The organism is uncultured Acetobacteroides sp. (assembly GCF_963667355.2).
Taxonomy (GTDB): domain Bacteria; phylum Bacteroidota; class Bacteroidia; order Bacteroidales; family ZOR0009; genus Acetobacteroides.
Genome location: NZ_OY763328.2, coordinates 3782648 through 3799344, shown reverse-complemented (window position 1 = coordinate 3799344; position 16697 = coordinate 3782648). Strand labels below are relative to the sequence as shown.

Here is a 16697-nt window from a genome sequence, read left to right as displayed (position 1 = left end):
TCCATTCAAACTAAAAATATAACGAACGTACTACTGTCTCCTCTCCTCTTTCAAACGAGCATTTTCCTCTAATAGTTCTATTATACGGTTCCCCTTATCGTTGCATTCGCGATATAGCGCAGCAAGTTCTTTTATATTGTCAGGGACCTGATCTAGGCTGCTTTGACTGCCCAGTAACATTTCACCCTTACCTGTGATTAGCCAATAAAGGTTTAAATCCGAATAACACGAGATTATAATCTCACATTTATCAGAACCTACATTCTCCCCTTTATCTAAAAATCCATTTGAAAGTCCGGTTTCTTTGTAAAATTTATACTTTGAAACACCTTTATTTTCAAGATATTCCAACACTCTTTGTATTGCGCCCATAAAACAATAGAAAATATTCTCATTTAAACTTGCACAATAATAGATTATATTCTATTATTGCATAATCAAACGGTGCATTTTAAACGTAGTTGTTTGATAGAGTTTATTAACCCAATTGTAAATCTACAAAATTAATTCAATGGCTAAGCAACCTAGAGAACTCCAAAAACTCAAAGAGAAGGTGTTTGGAGACTTTGTCACTACCAAGGCAAAAGAGAAAAAGGAATCAATCGGAGGAGATCCAACTAAAAAGGCAATTGCAATAGCACTTGCTAAGGATTTAGGATTAGAGGATTACTCCGGCCTTTACCGATTGATTTATAAACTAGATTTCTAACGCTTAATTGTCATTGTCATGAAGAAAACTAACCAGAACACCCCAAATCAGAGCCTTTTCTTCTCATGCTTTAAAGGAATTAACAGCATGAATAACGCCAAATCAAACACCAACTATTCGTTGCATAAGTTGACCAGTATTATTGACGTTAATATTGGCGGGTCATACCTCTTCATCCTGCAGGGTGAAAATATTAGCCAGTGCCATTTCTATGTTAAGGTGTACAACAGAGAAATCCTTGGTTTTGCAGTAAAGATGATAGAGTCAAACGACGCCTCTATTGAGAATTTTTGGAGGAAATCATTTAATGGAATTATATGCAAAGGGTTGGCAAACTCACCATCTGTGTCCCTTCAATATGATAAAATTATTGAGGTTTATTCCCTTTCTGAAAACCAGTCGACATCAGTAACAACTCCAAAGACATACACCCATGCCTAGCTCCGTAACATCAACAGTGAAGACACAACAGCCGCTTACTATTCCAGGCGCAAACGAAGCCACCAACATTGCTTTACTATCGGCTTTAGAATCGTTTAATGAAAACCTTTTGGATTTAGCGCACAGCCGTATGCTCATAAAGTTGCTGTCTTCCCATGTAAAGGTTACGCTAAATGACCATAACCTAACCGAGAAAGACAAGGAATTAGCGCTTGTAAATGCCAACGACTACATATCTAACCTTGTTGACTTCCTTAATGAAATACAAGCCCTTTGCAGTATGCAAAATTTCAGCACTGGAAATGATCGTGAAGCATGCTAGTGGTAGTCAATTAAAAAGGGTGCCGGTATAAACGACACCCTTGCTTTTTCTCTCACTTCCTTCAAATTGCCATACCAGAAACAAATTAGTTTTTTCAGAAATTGGTTGAATACGTAGTAGAGTTAATTATAACATTCCCCTCCACAATCTCAGAATAATGCCTTCTCGGTTCAAAAAGATAGTTATATCGCTCAAAAACCAGAATAGGAATTTCTTTGTATCCTAGCCTTTTAGCAAGTCTAACTCTATGTGTACCGTCTATTAGTCTTTTTGAGGTGCTTATTACACGGTTAGTAAATGCGTCGATTAAATGGAATTCTACAAAGATTGGAGGGATAATTTTTTCTCCTTTAGAAACGAAGTCTATTAGATTAAACATAATTTTTGAATCTTCATAAGCGCATGGATGAAAAATCGGCCCCTCCCATGCTCGATCTTTATCCTTATCGTCTTCTAAACTAAACGTTTTTTGGAATAGTCCTAAAACAAGGGACGTACTAGGGCTATTCCAATTTCTCAAGGCGTCAAACTTCATATTTTGGATATTAGTATCCCATTCAATAATTATTTTGCCACTTTCTATTTTGTCGGTATAATCCTGAATTAACTTAAATATTTCAAAGTTTCTAACAAGTCCTTCTGCTTCAATCATTGTGAAAAAATTAATTTGTTTTTGAGTTATAAATTGACCTTATAGAATTTAACGTATGGTAATCCCATACTTCCTGGCAACAGCAGTTAGATCTACCTTTAAATCAACAAAGGCTACCTCTGCTTGGCTGGTTATGACGTTGTAGCCCTTGCTTTCAACCTTAGATGCATAATCCTTACCTGCCACGCCCACTAACCTCAATCCCTTCCGGGAGCGCCTAGTAAAAAGGCTTCGAAGAATCGACATATTCGCCAACGGCTCTAAGTTATACTTAACGACCTTTTCGTTATGTAAGATGTAGTAGCCAATTGAAGAGCGCAAATTAGCAGTTTGATCCTGGTAGTTTCCTTTAGGGAAAACCGACTTATTGACGTGAAGGTTCGTCTTCGCATTTTTCACAAACTCTTCTCCAACATAGGCCATTACCTCTATTGCTTCAGCAATAAACTGCTTTTTGTGGTTCTCAAACGCTTCAGATATTTGGGCCAACGATCCGTTTCTATTTTTAAGTTTCAACATGTGTCTATTGATTTGGGAGGGAGCCTTTATGCCCCCTCTTTGGATTTCTATTACCTTCCTATTGCACGCCTTTCTCCCAAATTACTTCCACTTCCAATGGCGCCTCTAATTGCAGAAATGTCAGCACCTATCATTGATAGGTTTCTAACCGTTGCCGCCGTATTGGCCTCAATCGCTCTTTGTATGCTTACCGACTCGTTCATTACGGATAGCTGCTCGCGGATGGTCATGTGCTGCTCGCGGATGTCGTAGCGCATCCCCGTTAGGTTTCCGACAATATCGGTTCCTGTTTGCTCGGATAGGTTCTTTACGATGCCAACTGCAGAATTCTCCTTTGATGATGATGATGTTCCAAAAAGGTCTATCCCGGCTCCATTCATTACAGAATTCATATCATCAAATTTAACCTTGGCATCTGCCGCAATCTTCTCATACATGGCCCGTAGCTGGACCACCTCGTCTGCGGTTAGCTTACCATCGCTTTCGCTGGCCAAGGCAAACTGATTATAGAAATCCCGGAGCGGCTTCTCCAACATTTGCATCTTAAGGCTATTCAACACCTGCTTCTTCATTAAATCCCCGAACGTATTAGCAAACTCCTCGGCGCTAACAACTCCATCATCAAACGCAGATGCAAGGCTATCAACTACACTATCGTAGGTACTACCAGTAAGGGCAGTCCTTTGCTTATCCATTAGACTATTTATCTCTTCAGCATACTTCTCATAATCGCTTATAAGATTGTCTAGGACTTCCTTGTTGGTGACATTGATGCCTTTAGCAAGCATGTCGTCCACCATTTTGTAGATGTTTTTTATTCGATCTCGATTCGCATCGAGCTGCGACTGTACATCACCTAACGACTTAGTGTAATCGATTGACTGCAAAGACCAATCTGCCGCTTTCTTCTTGGCATTCCACGTAGCCTCATCGTCAAGTTTGCTCATAGCAATGCCTGCATCAGTCATTAACTTGATATAGCTTTGATAGGTAGAAAAAATATGTGTTTTATTGTTTTCAGACGATTCAAACAGCTTCATAGTATCACCATTCCACTCTCCTCCGTCATTTGTCATCCCCTTTTTAGTGGTAAGCGCAAATGTTTTGTACTTACCAATAACTCCATCAAGCGAAGTCTTTGCAGACTCAATAGCCTTTGTGTATGCCTCTATCTTATCAGTACCATACGCACTATCAATAAGATCTTTCTGCATATCATATAGCTTATTGATAATATCAAGCTGCTTGGCCATGCGGTCGTTGGCCAACTCTTGCTCCTTTCTTCTCTCGGCTTCTTCTCTTGCTGATTTTTGCGTTATTGAGGTAATTATTGAAGCTGCACCTGAAATAATTGCTCCTGTATAGTTCTGTTGAGCTAACTGACTAAACGCTCCAGCCAATCCGCTTGCAAGTTGTATTGACTCTCCTAGTCCTTCATTAAATTGTCCTACAATCTGAGCAATGTTCGATAGATGACCCGAAACGTTGCTGAAGGTATTGCTAAGAATCTCGCTTTTCTTGGACGTACTCTCATCAATATCCCTTTGAGCCTCTTTTATTTTATTGGCATCACCATTTGCGGAAGCTATTTTTTTCTTAGCGGCTACAATCCGTTTATCCAACTCTCGCATTGCGGCAAGCGGAGCCTTTTCGGATAGTGCTTGAGTAGTTTCTGAAAGAGCCTTCTCTAACGCCAACTTCTCATTATCCGTCAGCTTCGTATTCTTTAAATCCTCATTTAGCCTATCTATCCTTGCCTGTAATGCAGCCTTGCCCCACTTTTCAATGCTGTCGTATAGGTATGCGAAGTTCTTTAGCTTCTCGCGATTGGATGCCTCAAGTTCATTTACATCGTCATTCATTTGCTTGCGACGAACTGCAGCCTGATCTTTTAGGCCTTTGTTTTCAAGAGTGGCTATGTCGAGCATCCCCTGTCCGACAATATCAAGTCGCTTTTGCTCGAATGTTTTGGACGACTCCAACAGCGAATCCATTGAGGTATCTATGACTAGCTCGTTGCTGTCGCCCATCATCAACTTTAGCTCCTTTGAATCCCTTACGGTTGCCGCCAGCTGCTTGAGTCTTTCTATAGCGTCTTGAGCATCCCCGGGAAGCTGCGATAGGTAGCCCTTGTCGCCCTTCTTAAGCCCCTTGCTTTTGTTGTAGGCTTCAAGAAGAGACTTTTCTTGCTTCTCTATCTCGTTGAGTTTATCGGCATACTCGTTCTTGATGGCCTGCATTTCCTTATCTGTGCCATCCTGCATAAGGGAAAGCTTATCCTTGTTGATATCGCTGTAGATCTTATGCAGCTGCTCCTGGTAGGCCTTATCATCCTTTACAGATGCCTTAGGCGTTTTTATCTTTTCGCCTGTAAGCGTTGCATAGGTCGCCTTCAGCTTGGAGAGGTTATCTTCTTCCTTCTTGATTTCATCTGCCGTAGCCTTTGAATTAGCAGCACGAAGAGACCTGAGGCTGGCTTCCGACTTCTTTATGTCCTCCAAGGTCTGTTTAGCCTGTGCCGAAACGGTAGGACTTGCAACTTTAGCCTTGGGTAACATATCGGTAGGATCACCAAAAAGTAGCGCATTTTGCTTCAGTTCAGACTTTAGTATGCTACGAGCCTCACGGATATCCTTTACAATGTCGGCAACTCCATTGGTATATGTAGTTGTAACCATGCCTGTCGTTCCGCTCTGGTAGGTGTGCTCCTTTGCAAATGAGTTTATGGCATCTCCCAATTCCTTATTAAATCCTCTCCCCTCCTGTAGGGCTAACCGCATTTTTGTAAGTAGCTCTGTACCTTTCTTTACACCAAACTTATCGTTTAGATTCTCCTGTAGCGATTCAATTAGAGGCTTAACCGTCTCCTCAAATGCAGATTGAGCACCAGCAGCACCCTCTGATTGAGCCTTGGCCATAGATGCCTTAATTACCGCCGACGTGATAGTTTCATAAGCCTTTGCCACATTGTTAAGCGACTTGGTTTCTACATCTAAGTTTTCAAGATAGTTCCCGTACTTTGATATGATAGCCTGCTTGGCATCATCGTATGCCTTAGTTCCCTTGGTAAGCCCTTGCAGCGTTCCAAAAAGCGTATCAACAGCCACCGTCTCAGACATTACAGCAGATTGGTAGTTAGCGGAACTTGTGGCCAGCCTTTTTTGGCTCTCTTCGAGCAGGCTGGTTTGTGAAGCCAATTTGTAGATGATGTAGGCAAACGCAGCAACAGCGGCAGCAGCAACAGCATAAGGGTTGGCCAGAACAAAACCATGAACCTTACTCATCACTCCAAGGAGTTTTGTCTTTGCAAGAGTGAGAACACTTGTGGACTCAGCATTTGCCGCCTGAGCAGCAGTATTAACGGCCGTGGTTGCGGTGTTGGCTTCTTTTGCGGCTGTTTCGACGGCTATTTTTTTTGCGCTAAAATCCTGGGTAGCATTCTTAAATTCTAAGGCTGCGGCTTCTCTGGTCGACGCGGCAGCAGCAAGCCTGCTCTCTGCTAGTGCAAGCTGCTTTTCTGTTCCTGTTGCCCCTATTGCCATTGCCTCAGCAAGTCTCGCGGCCTCCAACTCCTTAGTGGCTATATATTCTGCACGTTTAGCCTCTACCGTTTGAGCAGCGGCAGATACTTCAATTCGAGCCTTATCAAGCGTTGATTTAGCAGCAAGCACGTTCGTTTCTACCTCAGCCTTTACAATATTGGCATACTCAACGGATGTCTTGGCAAGCCCTAGCTTCGATATTTCAGCCTGTTTTTCAGCGCTAACAAGGTTTAGCAGCGCAGCGGCCTCGTTGGTGCGGTTCATTGTCGCTTTGGTATTCTCCATTGCGGCAACCAGCATAAGGGCTGCTTTATATCCACCGTAAGCAGCGGCTACGCCCTTAAGGGTAGTAATGAATACCTCGTAGTTTTCAACTGCGAAGCTGACACCTCCAATAACTCCCTCGATTAGCCCGGCATTGGCCGTACCTATTTTATTTAAGGTTTGATCTATAGTATCGCCAAGGTTTGATATCTGCCCGGGAATGGTTTTAGATTGTTCTTGCATGAGGTTGTAGAACTGCCCCCCCGCATTGGTCATTTTGTTTATAACCTTCTCTACATCCTTAAAGCCAACCTGTCCGCTCTCCACCATCTTATCAATGGCACTATCGGCTACTCCGAACTGCATTGCCAGCTCGTGAACTAACGGTAACCCCATTTCCATGAATTGGCGCATGTCGTCACCCTGCAGCTTGCCTTTTGCCTTTACCTGTCCGTAGGCTAGAATAACGCGATCGAGAGGAACAGAGGCTCCTGATGCTACGTTTCCAAGCCTTACCAGTGTATCATTAACCGTGTCTGCACTCTGTCCATAGGCTAGCAGCCTTTTAGCACCATCGGCAACCTGAGTTAATGAGAAAGGCGTACTGGCAGCGGTATTAACCATCTGCTGCATTAGCTGGTTTGCCCGTTCCTTGCTTCCGAGCATGGTGGTAAAGGCTACCGATAGCTGCTGAAATTCCCCAGTAACCTCTATAATCTGCTCGCCTATGCTTTTAGCGAAATCAAAGGTGAAGTAACCGGCTATTGCGGTTCCGGCATTCTTGTATAGAGAGTCTATTTTTGATGCTGCAGCCTCATTGGTACGCACGAAATCCTGTACGCTCATTGCTCCGCGTTTCAAATCACGCTCAAGTTGCTCAAAGTCGAGTGCTGCGTCAAATTGTAACGATGCCATATTCTGTTTTTCTTTAAATTAATCATAATGCACTATAAAACTGCATTTTAACTATTACGTTTCCTCACCATACAGTTAATCGTGATTAGTTAGTTTTTTTGAACATCCTTCAATTCATCATTAACCAATTAGTTTTCAACAAATAACATAAACATCACAACCTAACAACTGGACTAATACGCCTGATTCTAGATCAGGTATACTAGTTTTTCTCTGTTTGGAATGAATCAAGAGGTGTTACTTTGAATATACTCTCGGGCATCGACGACATACTTTCGAGCGCATTGATAGTGTAACTCTTTTCGTAGCTAAGTACTTCCTTCGTTATCGGGTGCACCTCAAGGTAAAGGCCGCTACCTATGCTTTCGAAGGTACGGTCATTAAGTTCTGGACCTAGTTTGACTACATATTTCACGCGCTTTGGAGAAAGTTCGATATATTGCATCAACACATTAAGGTCGTGCTCAGAAAGCACTTCAGCATCATGGCACATCACCGCTAATGCAGCAACATTGGCGCGTGCTTGATCCGATGGTACTCCTGAAGAAGCCCGGAGAGTATCTATGGTCATGCTCAATTGCTGGGCGAGAGTTTTTTTTATTGACATTTTTCGGTTGGTTTTTATGACCAACAGCTTAGAATGCTGTTGGTCATTGAAGGTTATAGTTCGATTTTTCTAAATATTTAGTCGAAAACTCTGTATTTGTGAATTTTCAACTTCTAAATATTGAGTTTGGCCACCCCGACAGCATCAGGTCCCGTGCGCTCTTCTTCATTGAAGAGATTTACCAACGCTTGATGATCGAGTTCGCCTTCTAGGCTCGAGACGTAATCTTGGTTATTGAGATCTGCGATCAAATTCTTCAGATCATCTTTAGTTTTGACTGTAAATTGCATTGTCTTAACCTTTTGGATTATTACTCGTTTAACGGCTTCTTGGTTTTACTCCAACATCCCCAAATGATGAGTAATCAACATAATAATAATTAGAATCATAGTTGTAGGGGATGAGAGGAATGTTGTGGACAGTCTCCAGCGATACAGCGTTATAGGAAAACGCCCCTTCGTCGGATAATTTCTTCAGATACGCTTGTAGCTCATTTAAGGCTTTACAAGCCTTCTCGGATAGGTCGAGCACCTTTGTTTTTTCTGGGGTATCAGCGTAAATACTTAGTTCAGCTCGTTGTTCTTCAAGAAAAGATTCTGCTAGCACCACTTTCCCATCGTTGGCTATTTCGTAGTTTGAAATGGAAAATAGTGGGACAAGGTATTCTGCCTGCCATTTGAGGTGAACTCGGGGGATATTTCGAAGAGTGGCAACAATTTTACCAAGTTTCGAGTCAAGGCTGCTGACGTATTGATCCTGCTGAAACTTCAAAAAAGAATCCTTGGGCTCGGGTTGCGATGCTCTCCACTCTTGAACCAGTTCTTGACTTCCTCCTCCGAGCAACTTCAGCAACTTTTCAATTGATGGCTCTATCCCTAGGCTTCGAAGTTCTCGAAGGGATGCTTCAACCCCGGGTATAAGTTTTTCGTGGAGGGAAATCCTTTTTTTGTACTCTCCCTCATCGAAGTAAATCACTTTTGTTTCGTTCTTCATTTTAATAAGTATTTGGTTGTTAGTTGTTACGTTCATTATATGGCAACACCACGACGGTCCCGATTTCTGGTTTCCTTTGCTCGTTGTCCTTTTCGTAGCCTCCTAGATGCTTCATAAGTTTTTCGATAGCCTCCAGCTTCGACGTTAACTTGATTGTTTTCATCATCCCGATAGGGCCATCGACACTCGAAATCTCCATCAGTTTCAATTCGGTGATACACTTGCGAGCAGCCTCTGGCATGTCGCTAAGGTTCTTTATCGTGCCGTTATCGTTAAATAGATCGACTGGGTCGAGACGCACTATAGCGGCAAGCGTCTGAATGAGTTCGTCGAGTTTAATACGATTCCGTTCTCGCACCTCTTCTCTCAGGTTCTTAATGAATGTTTTAATCTCAGGTTTTTTCAGGTTTTCTTGTCCGATTGAACCAGCCGTTCTTTCGCTATAACCCGCCCTTATAGCCGCCTGAGTTGCGTTTAGGTCGATAAGATATTCCTCACAGAAGCGACGCTGTTTTGGACTTAACGCTGTCTTCTTCATTTCTTTTTTTGTGTCCATATCTTTTTATTTAAAGTGGTTTGCTGTAGTCTTTACCTCCTTGACCAACGCGCTCGCTAGAGTTTCGAGTTTGGACTTGGGCTGCTAAGAATTTTCTGTCGCATTCCTGAGCTCTCTGCATTATGTGCTTTTGGGTTTCAGATAGTTGTTTTTCATTTGTTGCTCTCTTGGCTTTGGCCTGCATTAGTAAGGTTTCTCGCTTCTCCCTAAGTTTTGCTGTACTCCGAATATTAAGTTTCCAGAACTCATCGATCTCTAGAAACTCAAAAATGGTTCTCAAATCGTCTTTAGTACATTCTTCTCTCTGAAGCATTAAGCGAATAGGGGTTATTACTGTCTCGTACTTCGCTTTTTCGAGTGAGGTTGGCTGGATTCCGCTGGAAAGCATATTTTTATAGAAAAGATCATAGAAGCCTTTCGCTATGTTGTAACTCTCAACATCAGACTCTTCTATGTCTTCGATTTTCACCTCCTTAAACAATATTTTTTTATAATCCTTTGATGCGAGCGGCTGAAAGCCCTTTTCTATGTTTAAAGGTTTTATGTTTTCAGTTTCTAAGTTTATTGAATGTGGGATGTGCTCTGTTACTTGCGGTGGATTTGCGTTGGCAACTGCTTTGGTAAGTGCATTGGTATGTGCTTTGGTAGAATTTACCAGAGCAATTATGTTTGCTTGGTGCTGATTGAATGATTTTTTGACGATGGCAATAAATTCATATTCAACCAGTAGATCAAAATTCTTTTTATATGTCTTGTAGGACGATACACCTATTGCTTCACAGCATTCTTTTGGCGTAATAGAAAACCTCTCTTTCCATCCTAGTCTGTTGGCTACTTCGATAATATAGAAGTATAGCGCAACCAGCGTAGGGTTGTTTTTATCTGGGTTTTCAAAAGCCCAATCCCAGTACCTCCGACTTAACTCGTATCCGTTCATCCTTTTTACTTCTTATTCTTAGAATCGCCCTCTTTCTATCAGTTCATCAAGTTCTCTTTGCTTGAAGTACAAGAACTTCCCGAATTTGTAGCCTCCCAAAACACCATTGCATTTTTGATTGTAGAGTGTTTTGACCGCTACATTTAAATAGTTAGCGGCTTCTTTGGAGGTGAGATATCCCTCCTGCGAATTCGATTCATCGACCTTCAACAAAGATTGATTTCCATGTTTCATGTTGACTTTCAGTTTTTTGTTAGTTCGAATTTAGTTGTTGCAACTCGATATATCATTTTATTTCCTGTTGATTCCCTCACCGTCCATCGGATGGTGAGCTGATGGCAGATCTTTACCCTTTCCTTTTAGAGCAACCCACCATACAACTCTATATACCAACATATTTACCACTCACAACAATCCTTAATTAAGGCCAAAAGCATTGCTATACGCCTAATTAATAGGCGTTCACATATTTGCATGAAATTTCAGATTGTCGAGCGGAGATGTTTCCGTGGGGGGATAGGCTTTCTATCCCCCGAATTGTGACTTCGTTTTTTTCTTCTTTGCGGCCCAATCGAGCAGTTCAGGCTCTGAGAACACAACTTTCCTTCCAAACTTGGAGTGAGGAATTTGACGCTTCGATGTCATGTAGTAAAGTGTAGATTTGGTTAGCTTATAACCATTGTTGTTAAGCATCTCTGCTGCCTCGGCTACAGACATATTTTCTCTCAGTTCCCTTGGTTTTTGAGGCTCTTCCCTCCTGGCTAGTTCTTTCCGGATGACATCCCTCAATTGCCCTACCGTAAGGAATGCCAACGGAGTATTATCATTTATTTCCATTTCCATGACTTTTTAGATCAAAGTTGTTCTTGAACTCTTCAATGGTTTCATGCCGATTTGCTAACAACCAACCCTCAATCTCATTTCTTCTGAATAATACCTTTCTACCTCCATGTGCAGGTTTGAAATAAGGTATTTTGTTCTCACAGACATATCGAGATATCGTCCACACTGAATATCCAGTAAGTTCTGCACACTGTTTTTTGCTAAGAATGTCCGGAAATACTCTTTTTACTGCTACATCTTCACTGGCAACAGCACCTCCTTTTGGGGACGCGTTCTCTAATACTTCTAAGAATTGCCCAACTGTCAATGCTGCAAGAGGTGTGTTTGTTGTTACTTCGGTATACATATTCTAACATTTTGTTTACCCAAATTTCGTAACTATTTGCAAGAATATGCTTTTTTTAATCCCCCAGTTATCAACAAATCAGCATCGGGAATTAACATGTTTAATTATCAATTACTTAGACACTAATCGAACGATTCATAAAATAAGAAGCGCTGGTAAATTTGATTCTGCCAGCGCTTCTCCAGTTTTCACAATATTTTAATCTACAACAACTTCCCAGCTTCGTCTATAACATCTGTCGTGAAAGAATCTAAATATATATTGGTTGTTTCCATATCGTTATGGCCTAAAGTTTGGCTTATCACCTCTCTTGGTACATTATTGGCTTGCAGCACCATTGCCATAGAGTGCCTGGCAACGTATGAAGTCAACCTCATATCATTAATATTTAAATCATTAGCAATGGTTCTTAATTTATTTTTATTTACTGTAAATCGATGACGAATATGTTTATACAAGGATTCTCCGCTCAACTTTTGCTGGTTAACGATAGGAAGTAAGTAATTATCAATCAATTTAGTATTTATTCGAAACCATTCCATTAACGCATCGATCTCTGAGGTTATCTTAATCTTTATCTCTCGAACCGCTTTTTGATTTTTGATTTTTTCTCGCTTATACACCAAGTAACGACCTCCATTAAGTTGAACAATATTTGTAGTATTCAACCTAGCCGCATCCACCCAGCTAATACCGTAACAATAGTATAAGAAAAGAAATAGTTTACGCGCTTCCTCCAATGAAGGGTCGTCGAAAGATGTCTGCTTTATTTGCTCGAGCCTATCAATCGTTAGATATCGCTTCTTGGTCTCTTCTCCGAGTTTCGACACTTCAAATTTATTCGCCCCGAAAGGATAATCATTAGTAGTAGCAATACCGTCCTTTATAGCCCGATTCCATATCGCCCGTAATGTTTTAATGTAATATCTTCTGGTATTACCGGCACAGCCTCTTTTCTCTAGAAATAGATCGAAATCTTTCAGGTATCTCACATCTATTTCACCAAACAACCGTTTTTCAACCCTAGAATCGAATATCTCTAATATTTTACGGGTATTTTCATAGCAATTCGCATTGCCATAATGCTCGGTATCTCTAAAATCACACACCAACTTATCGATATATTTCAACACGTTCCCTTGAGCACCTTTATTGCTAAATAACTCATCAAATTGGCTTAGAGTCCAATTTTTACCAATTCGTTCAAAAGACAGAATTATGTCATTTGCTCTGTTCTCGATCTCGTTCAAAAGAATATTATACTTTTCATTGTCAGGACAAAGACGCTTATCCTTCTTATAGCGCCCGATCTCTTCATTCCATTGCTTTTCAGTAGCTCGAAGATTGCCAATTGTAATGTACTTCAGTTTGCTTTGCTTAGTAACACGGAGCATTACAGGGAAGGTTCCATTTTTAGCTTGATTGCTTTTGTATAGGAGAATTTTGATTCGTGCCATGCCAGAGTAATAATTAAACATCTATTAAACTTTACATGCAATTTCATGCAAATTCCGTTGACGGTCATTTTACATATACCATTGAATTTCAATTAAATTTACAAATAAAATCTCTATTTTGCAAGTCGTTGCTATACCTATATTCTCACCTGGGGGGCGAGAGGTCGGACGTTCGAGTCGTCTCACCCCGACTACTGAAAATCAGTGTTTTGCACAAGAACAAGGGCAATCCTAACGGGTTGCCCTTTTTATTTTGGCAGAAATCCTATCTAACCTCAACACATGCCGCACTCCCACCCCTCTAGCATTTGCGAATTATTCAGCACAGGCAAACAGCCAATCTTTCAATGTTAAGCCAAGGTTACGCGTCTATAACCTTAAGTTTACCTTCTGGCAGTATCCTTAACGATTTATTCAAACACCATTAAGCCTACAGTAACGAACGGGCTGTTTCTTTGCTATCAGAAAAAAGGATTTTCGATGGTCGTAAGATTAGCGTAATGTAAGCGTAAAAAAGAGGAAACAATATATTTCACCAATATCAACATTTAAATAGAACTTACATAAAGCGCTAGTTGTTAGTAAAAAACCAGACTAAGTCCAACAACAAAAATTGAATTCCAAAATGGTGAATATGTACAACCGACTAATACTTGCAGCATCAGCATTGCTGATTTCGGTAGCAGCATTCGGTCAAACCGTAAAGGTTATGGGTAGCGACACCGCACTCCCACTCACCCAAAAGGAGGCTGAGGCATTCATCAAAACCAATAAGAATGCATCCATAGCCGTAACAGGCGGCGGCAGTGGGGTTGGCATTGCTGCCCTTATCGAAGGAACTACCGACATCGCCATGGCATCGCGCCCGCTTAAGTTTTACGAGAAGATCAAGATACAAGCAGCAAAGATCAACTACAAGCAGGTAGAGATCGCCAAAGATGCACTATCGGTAATCGTTCATCCATCGAATAAGGTATCGAAGTTGAACCGCCAGCAGCTTGAGGATATCTTCACCGGAAAAATCACCAACTGGAAACAGGTTGGCGGCAGCGACATGCGCATCATTGTTTACACCCGCGAAACCAGCTCGGGCACCTACGAGTTCTTTAAAGACCACGTGATGGGCAAGAAGAACTTTGCAAGAACGGCGCTAAGCATGTCGGCCACTGGAGCCGTAATCCAATCCATCAGCCAAACCAAGGGTGCCATTGGGTACGTAGGACTGGCATACCTCAACAAAAAGGTAAAGCAGATTGCCGTATCATTTAACGGTAAGGGATACGTTGCACCAACCGTTCAGAATGCCCTAAGCGGCAAATACCCTATCACCCGACCACTTTACTACTTCTACGATATAAAGCGTGAGAAGGTAGTAATGCCTTTCATCCACTTTGTACTATCGGAAAAGGGGCAGCAGCTTGTGAAGGAGGATGGATATATTCCGGTAAAATAAGATAAGAAACGCGATTAGAGTCAAGATAATTAGAAAATAATTCGCTGTGAAAAACACCTTTAAAAGATTTGTAGAAAGATTTATTGAAGGAATCCTATTCCTAAGCGGAACCATTACCACCATTACGGTTTTGCTTATCGTGGTATTCCTTTTCCGGGAGGGATCGGGGCTGTTTAACCGCAGCACCATGGAGAAGGGGTTTGTGCTTGCAGTAAACAAGAGCAACCCGGTAGCAAAGCTTAGTTCGTACGAGATTAAGGAGATCTTCGACGGAAAGATTACCAGTTGGAAGCAGGTTGGCGGGAAGAACGAGGAGATTAAGCTATTCCACGTAGAAGACATCACCAACTACTATACCGAAGAGCAGATTGGCGCCAACTTCGAGAACCTACCCAAGCTACTCAGCAACGTGGTGGACAGCATCCCGAACATCGTGGCATTCGTTCCAGAGATGTACCTTGACAAGCACTTCAAAGGAAGAGTACTCCCCGAAAAGAAGCTTACGCTTAAGGAGTTCTTCTTCGGAAAGGAGTGGTATCCCACCGCTCAGCCATCAGCACAATTTGGAGCCTTCTCGCTAATTACCGGAACACTTTGGGTTAGCCTCTGGGCCATCCTCATATCACTGCCGCTGGGACTTTCGGTTGCCATATATATGGCAGAGATTGCCAATCCGAAGGTTCGCAGCATCCTGAAACCAGTAATCGAGCTGCTGGCAGGTATTCCTTCGGTGGTTTACGGTTTCTTTGGGCTGATTGTCATTGTGCCCCTCATTCAAAAGGTTTTCAACCTACCTGTAGGCGAAACGGCACTTGCGGGAAGCCTTATCCTTGCCATTATGGCGCTACCAACCATCATCACCATATCGGAAGATGCAATACGCACTACACCGCGTGCAATGAAGGAGGCTAGCCTTGCGCTGGGGGCCACCCACTGGCAAACCATCTACAAGGTAGTTATCCCCTACTCCAGCTCGGGTATTGCAGCAGCCGCCATCCTCGGCATTGGCCGTGCCATTGGCGAAACCATGGCGGTGCTGATGGTAACGGGCAACGCAGCCATTATACCAACAACGCTGCTGGAGCCGGTGCGAACCATCCCTGCGACCATCGCTGCCGAAATGGGCGAAGCACCACAGGGTGGCATCCACTTCGAGGCGCTGTTTGCCCTTGGTGCCATCCTCTTTATCATGACGCTTATCATTAACATCGTGGTAGACTACATCTCCAACCGAAAGAAAATTGCAAAACGATAGAAAGCCATGAAGGACAGCAACACAATATACAGTTCCAAGCGAGCAAGCCAAAGCGTAGCCTTTTGGGTATTCCGCTTTTTCAGTCTGCTGGTGGTAGCCATACTGGTAACGATCCTCTCCTTTATCATCTACAAGGGAGCAGGCGCCATCAGCTGGGATTTTATCACTAAGATGCCCGAAGATGGCATGACCAAAGGGGGCATCCTCCCTGCCATTGTAGGAACGCTATGTCTGGTAGGCGGAAGCATCATATTCGCCTTCCCAGTTGGGGTGCTCTCGGGGATATACGTCAACGAGTACGCCAAGAACGGCTGGTTTATCCGTTTTGTGCGGATGATGACCAACAACCTAGCGGGTATTCCATCCATCGTATTTGGGATGTTCGGGATGGCGCTCTTTGTGAACTACCTTAAGTTTGGCACCTCCATCATTGCCGGATCGCTAACGCTCGGGCTGATGGTGCTCCCCATCGTTATCCGCACCACCGAGGAGGCGCTGAAATCCATCGACGACTCGTTCCGCCACGGCAGCTTCGCCCTTGGTGCCTCGAAGCTGGAGACGATACGCCGGGTAACGCTACCAATGGCATTCCCCAACATCGTAACAGGACTGGTGCTGGCAATCGGTAGGGTATCGGGAGAAACAGCACCTATCCTATTTACCGCAGCAGCCTACTTCCTGCCTAAGCTGCCATCGAGCATCACCGACCCAGTAATGGCGCTGCCCTACCACCTGTACGTGCTCTCGACAAGCGGCACCGACCTCGAAGCATCGCGCAGCATGGCCTACGGAACGGCCCTAGTGCTGGTTGTCATGGTTCTTATCGTAAACCTGATAGCCAACGCGCTGCGCAAGTATTTTAGTAAGAAAGTAAAAATGAACTAGC

General features: G+C 42.7%; 19 protein-coding genes. 6 read left to right on the top strand and 13 right to left on the bottom strand.

Annotated features, from left to right (window positions below):
* Window positions 1-30: 30 nt before the first annotated feature.
* The gene (locus ACHZA1_RS15685; RefSeq protein WP_320052807.1) at window positions 31-372 is read right to left on the bottom strand and encodes a hypothetical protein; all 342 of its coding nucleotides are present in this window, start codon (window positions 370-372) and stop codon (window positions 31-33) included.
* A 139-nt stretch (window positions 373-511) separates the two neighbouring features.
* Here ACHZA1_RS15685 and ACHZA1_RS15680 point away from each other — a divergent pair, with 139 nt between their 5' ends.
* From ACHZA1_RS15680 to ACHZA1_RS15670, 3 genes are read left to right on the top strand one after another with little or no spacing between them, the layout of a single operon-like run.
* Complete coding sequence (locus tag ACHZA1_RS15680; protein WP_320052806.1) at window positions 512-709, top strand: hypothetical protein; 198 nt, start codon at window positions 512-514, stop codon at window positions 707-709.
* Window positions 710-727: 18 nt separating this feature from the next.
* On the top strand, window positions 728-1150 hold the full coding sequence (locus tag ACHZA1_RS15675) for a hypothetical protein (RefSeq protein ID WP_320052805.1): 423 nt from the start codon (window positions 728-730) through the stop codon (window positions 1148-1150).
* Window positions 1143-1472: a hypothetical protein gene (locus ACHZA1_RS15670; protein ID WP_320052804.1), complete on the top strand. Its 330-nt coding sequence runs from the start codon at window positions 1143-1145 to the stop codon at window positions 1470-1472. Before ACHZA1_RS15675 ends, ACHZA1_RS15670 begins: the two co-directional genes overlap by 8 nt.
* A 94-nt stretch (window positions 1473-1566) precedes the next feature.
* Here the strand turns inward: ACHZA1_RS15670 and ACHZA1_RS15665 are convergent, their stop codons facing one another.
* The 12 genes from ACHZA1_RS15665 to ACHZA1_RS15610 form a co-directional block, all read right to left on the bottom strand.
* Window positions 1567-2124 (bottom strand): hypothetical protein, encoded by a 558-nt coding sequence (locus ACHZA1_RS15665; protein WP_320052803.1) that lies wholly within the window; start codon window positions 2122-2124, stop codon window positions 1567-1569.
* 48 nt (window positions 2125-2172) lie between these two features.
* The gene (locus tag ACHZA1_RS15660) at window positions 2173-2643 is read right to left on the bottom strand and encodes a hypothetical protein (protein WP_320052802.1); all 471 of its coding nucleotides are present in this window, start codon (window positions 2641-2643) and stop codon (window positions 2173-2175) included.
* Window positions 2644-2693: 50 nt separating this feature from the next.
* A complete protein-coding gene (locus tag ACHZA1_RS15655) occupies window positions 2694-7364 on the bottom strand; it encodes a tape measure protein (protein WP_320052801.1) in 4671 nt (1556 codons plus the stop codon).
* A 202-nt stretch (window positions 7365-7566) separates the two neighbouring features.
* A complete protein-coding gene (locus tag ACHZA1_RS15650) occupies window positions 7567-7971 on the bottom strand; it encodes a hypothetical protein (RefSeq protein WP_320052800.1) in 405 nt (134 codons plus the stop codon).
* Between the two features lie 113 nt (window positions 7972-8084).
* Window positions 8085-8261 carry a hypothetical protein gene (locus ACHZA1_RS15645; protein WP_320052799.1) on the bottom strand — a complete coding sequence of 59 codons (177 nt, stop codon included), beginning with the start codon at window positions 8259-8261 and terminating at the stop codon, window positions 8085-8087.
* A 28-nt stretch (window positions 8262-8289) separates the two neighbouring features.
* A complete protein-coding gene (locus ACHZA1_RS15640; RefSeq protein WP_320052798.1) occupies window positions 8290-8964 on the bottom strand; it encodes a DNA-binding protein in 675 nt (224 codons plus the stop codon).
* 19 nt (window positions 8965-8983) lie between these two features.
* A complete protein-coding gene (locus tag ACHZA1_RS15635; RefSeq protein WP_320052797.1) occupies window positions 8984-9502 on the bottom strand; it encodes a terminase small subunit in 519 nt (172 codons plus the stop codon).
* Window positions 9503-9530: 28 nt separating this feature from the next.
* Complete coding sequence (locus ACHZA1_RS15630) at window positions 9531-10457, bottom strand: hypothetical protein (protein WP_320052796.1); 927 nt, start codon at window positions 10455-10457, stop codon at window positions 9531-9533.
* 18 nt (window positions 10458-10475) lie between these two features.
* Window positions 10476-10691: a helix-turn-helix domain-containing protein gene (locus tag ACHZA1_RS15625; RefSeq protein WP_320052795.1), complete on the bottom strand. Its 216-nt coding sequence runs from the start codon at window positions 10689-10691 to the stop codon at window positions 10476-10478.
* Window positions 10692-10982: 291 nt separating this feature from the next.
* Window positions 10983-11294 (bottom strand): helix-turn-helix domain-containing protein, encoded by a 312-nt coding sequence (locus ACHZA1_RS15620; protein ID WP_320052794.1) that lies wholly within the window; start codon window positions 11292-11294, stop codon window positions 10983-10985.
* A complete protein-coding gene (locus tag ACHZA1_RS15615) occupies window positions 11281-11646 on the bottom strand; it encodes a helix-turn-helix domain-containing protein (protein ID WP_320052793.1) in 366 nt (121 codons plus the stop codon). Before ACHZA1_RS15615 ends, ACHZA1_RS15620 begins: the two co-directional genes overlap by 14 nt.
* A 203-nt stretch (window positions 11647-11849) precedes the next feature.
* Window positions 11850-13103, bottom strand: a complete 1254-nt coding sequence (locus ACHZA1_RS15610; RefSeq protein WP_320052792.1) for a site-specific integrase — start codon at window positions 13101-13103, stop codon at window positions 11850-11852.
* Between the two features lie 634 nt (window positions 13104-13737).
* Between ACHZA1_RS15610 and ACHZA1_RS15605 the strand changes: the two genes are divergently transcribed.
* The 3 genes from ACHZA1_RS15605 to pstA are packed head-to-tail and all read left to right on the top strand — an operon-like array spanning window position 13738 to window position 16696.
* The gene (locus ACHZA1_RS15605; RefSeq protein ID WP_320052791.1) at window positions 13738-14556 is read left to right on the top strand and encodes a PstS family phosphate ABC transporter substrate-binding protein; all 819 of its coding nucleotides are present in this window, start codon (window positions 13738-13740) and stop codon (window positions 14554-14556) included.
* A gap of 46 nt (window positions 14557-14602) precedes the next feature.
* On the top strand, window positions 14603-15811 hold the full coding sequence (gene pstC / locus ACHZA1_RS15600; protein ID WP_320052790.1) for a phosphate ABC transporter permease subunit PstC: 1209 nt from the start codon (window positions 14603-14605) through the stop codon (window positions 15809-15811).
* A 6-nt stretch (window positions 15812-15817) separates the two neighbouring features.
* Window positions 15818-16696 (top strand): phosphate ABC transporter permease PstA, encoded by an 879-nt coding sequence (gene pstA / locus ACHZA1_RS15595; RefSeq protein WP_320052789.1) that lies wholly within the window; start codon window positions 15818-15820, stop codon window positions 16694-16696.
* The last annotated feature ends 1 nt before the right edge of the window (window position 16697 follow it).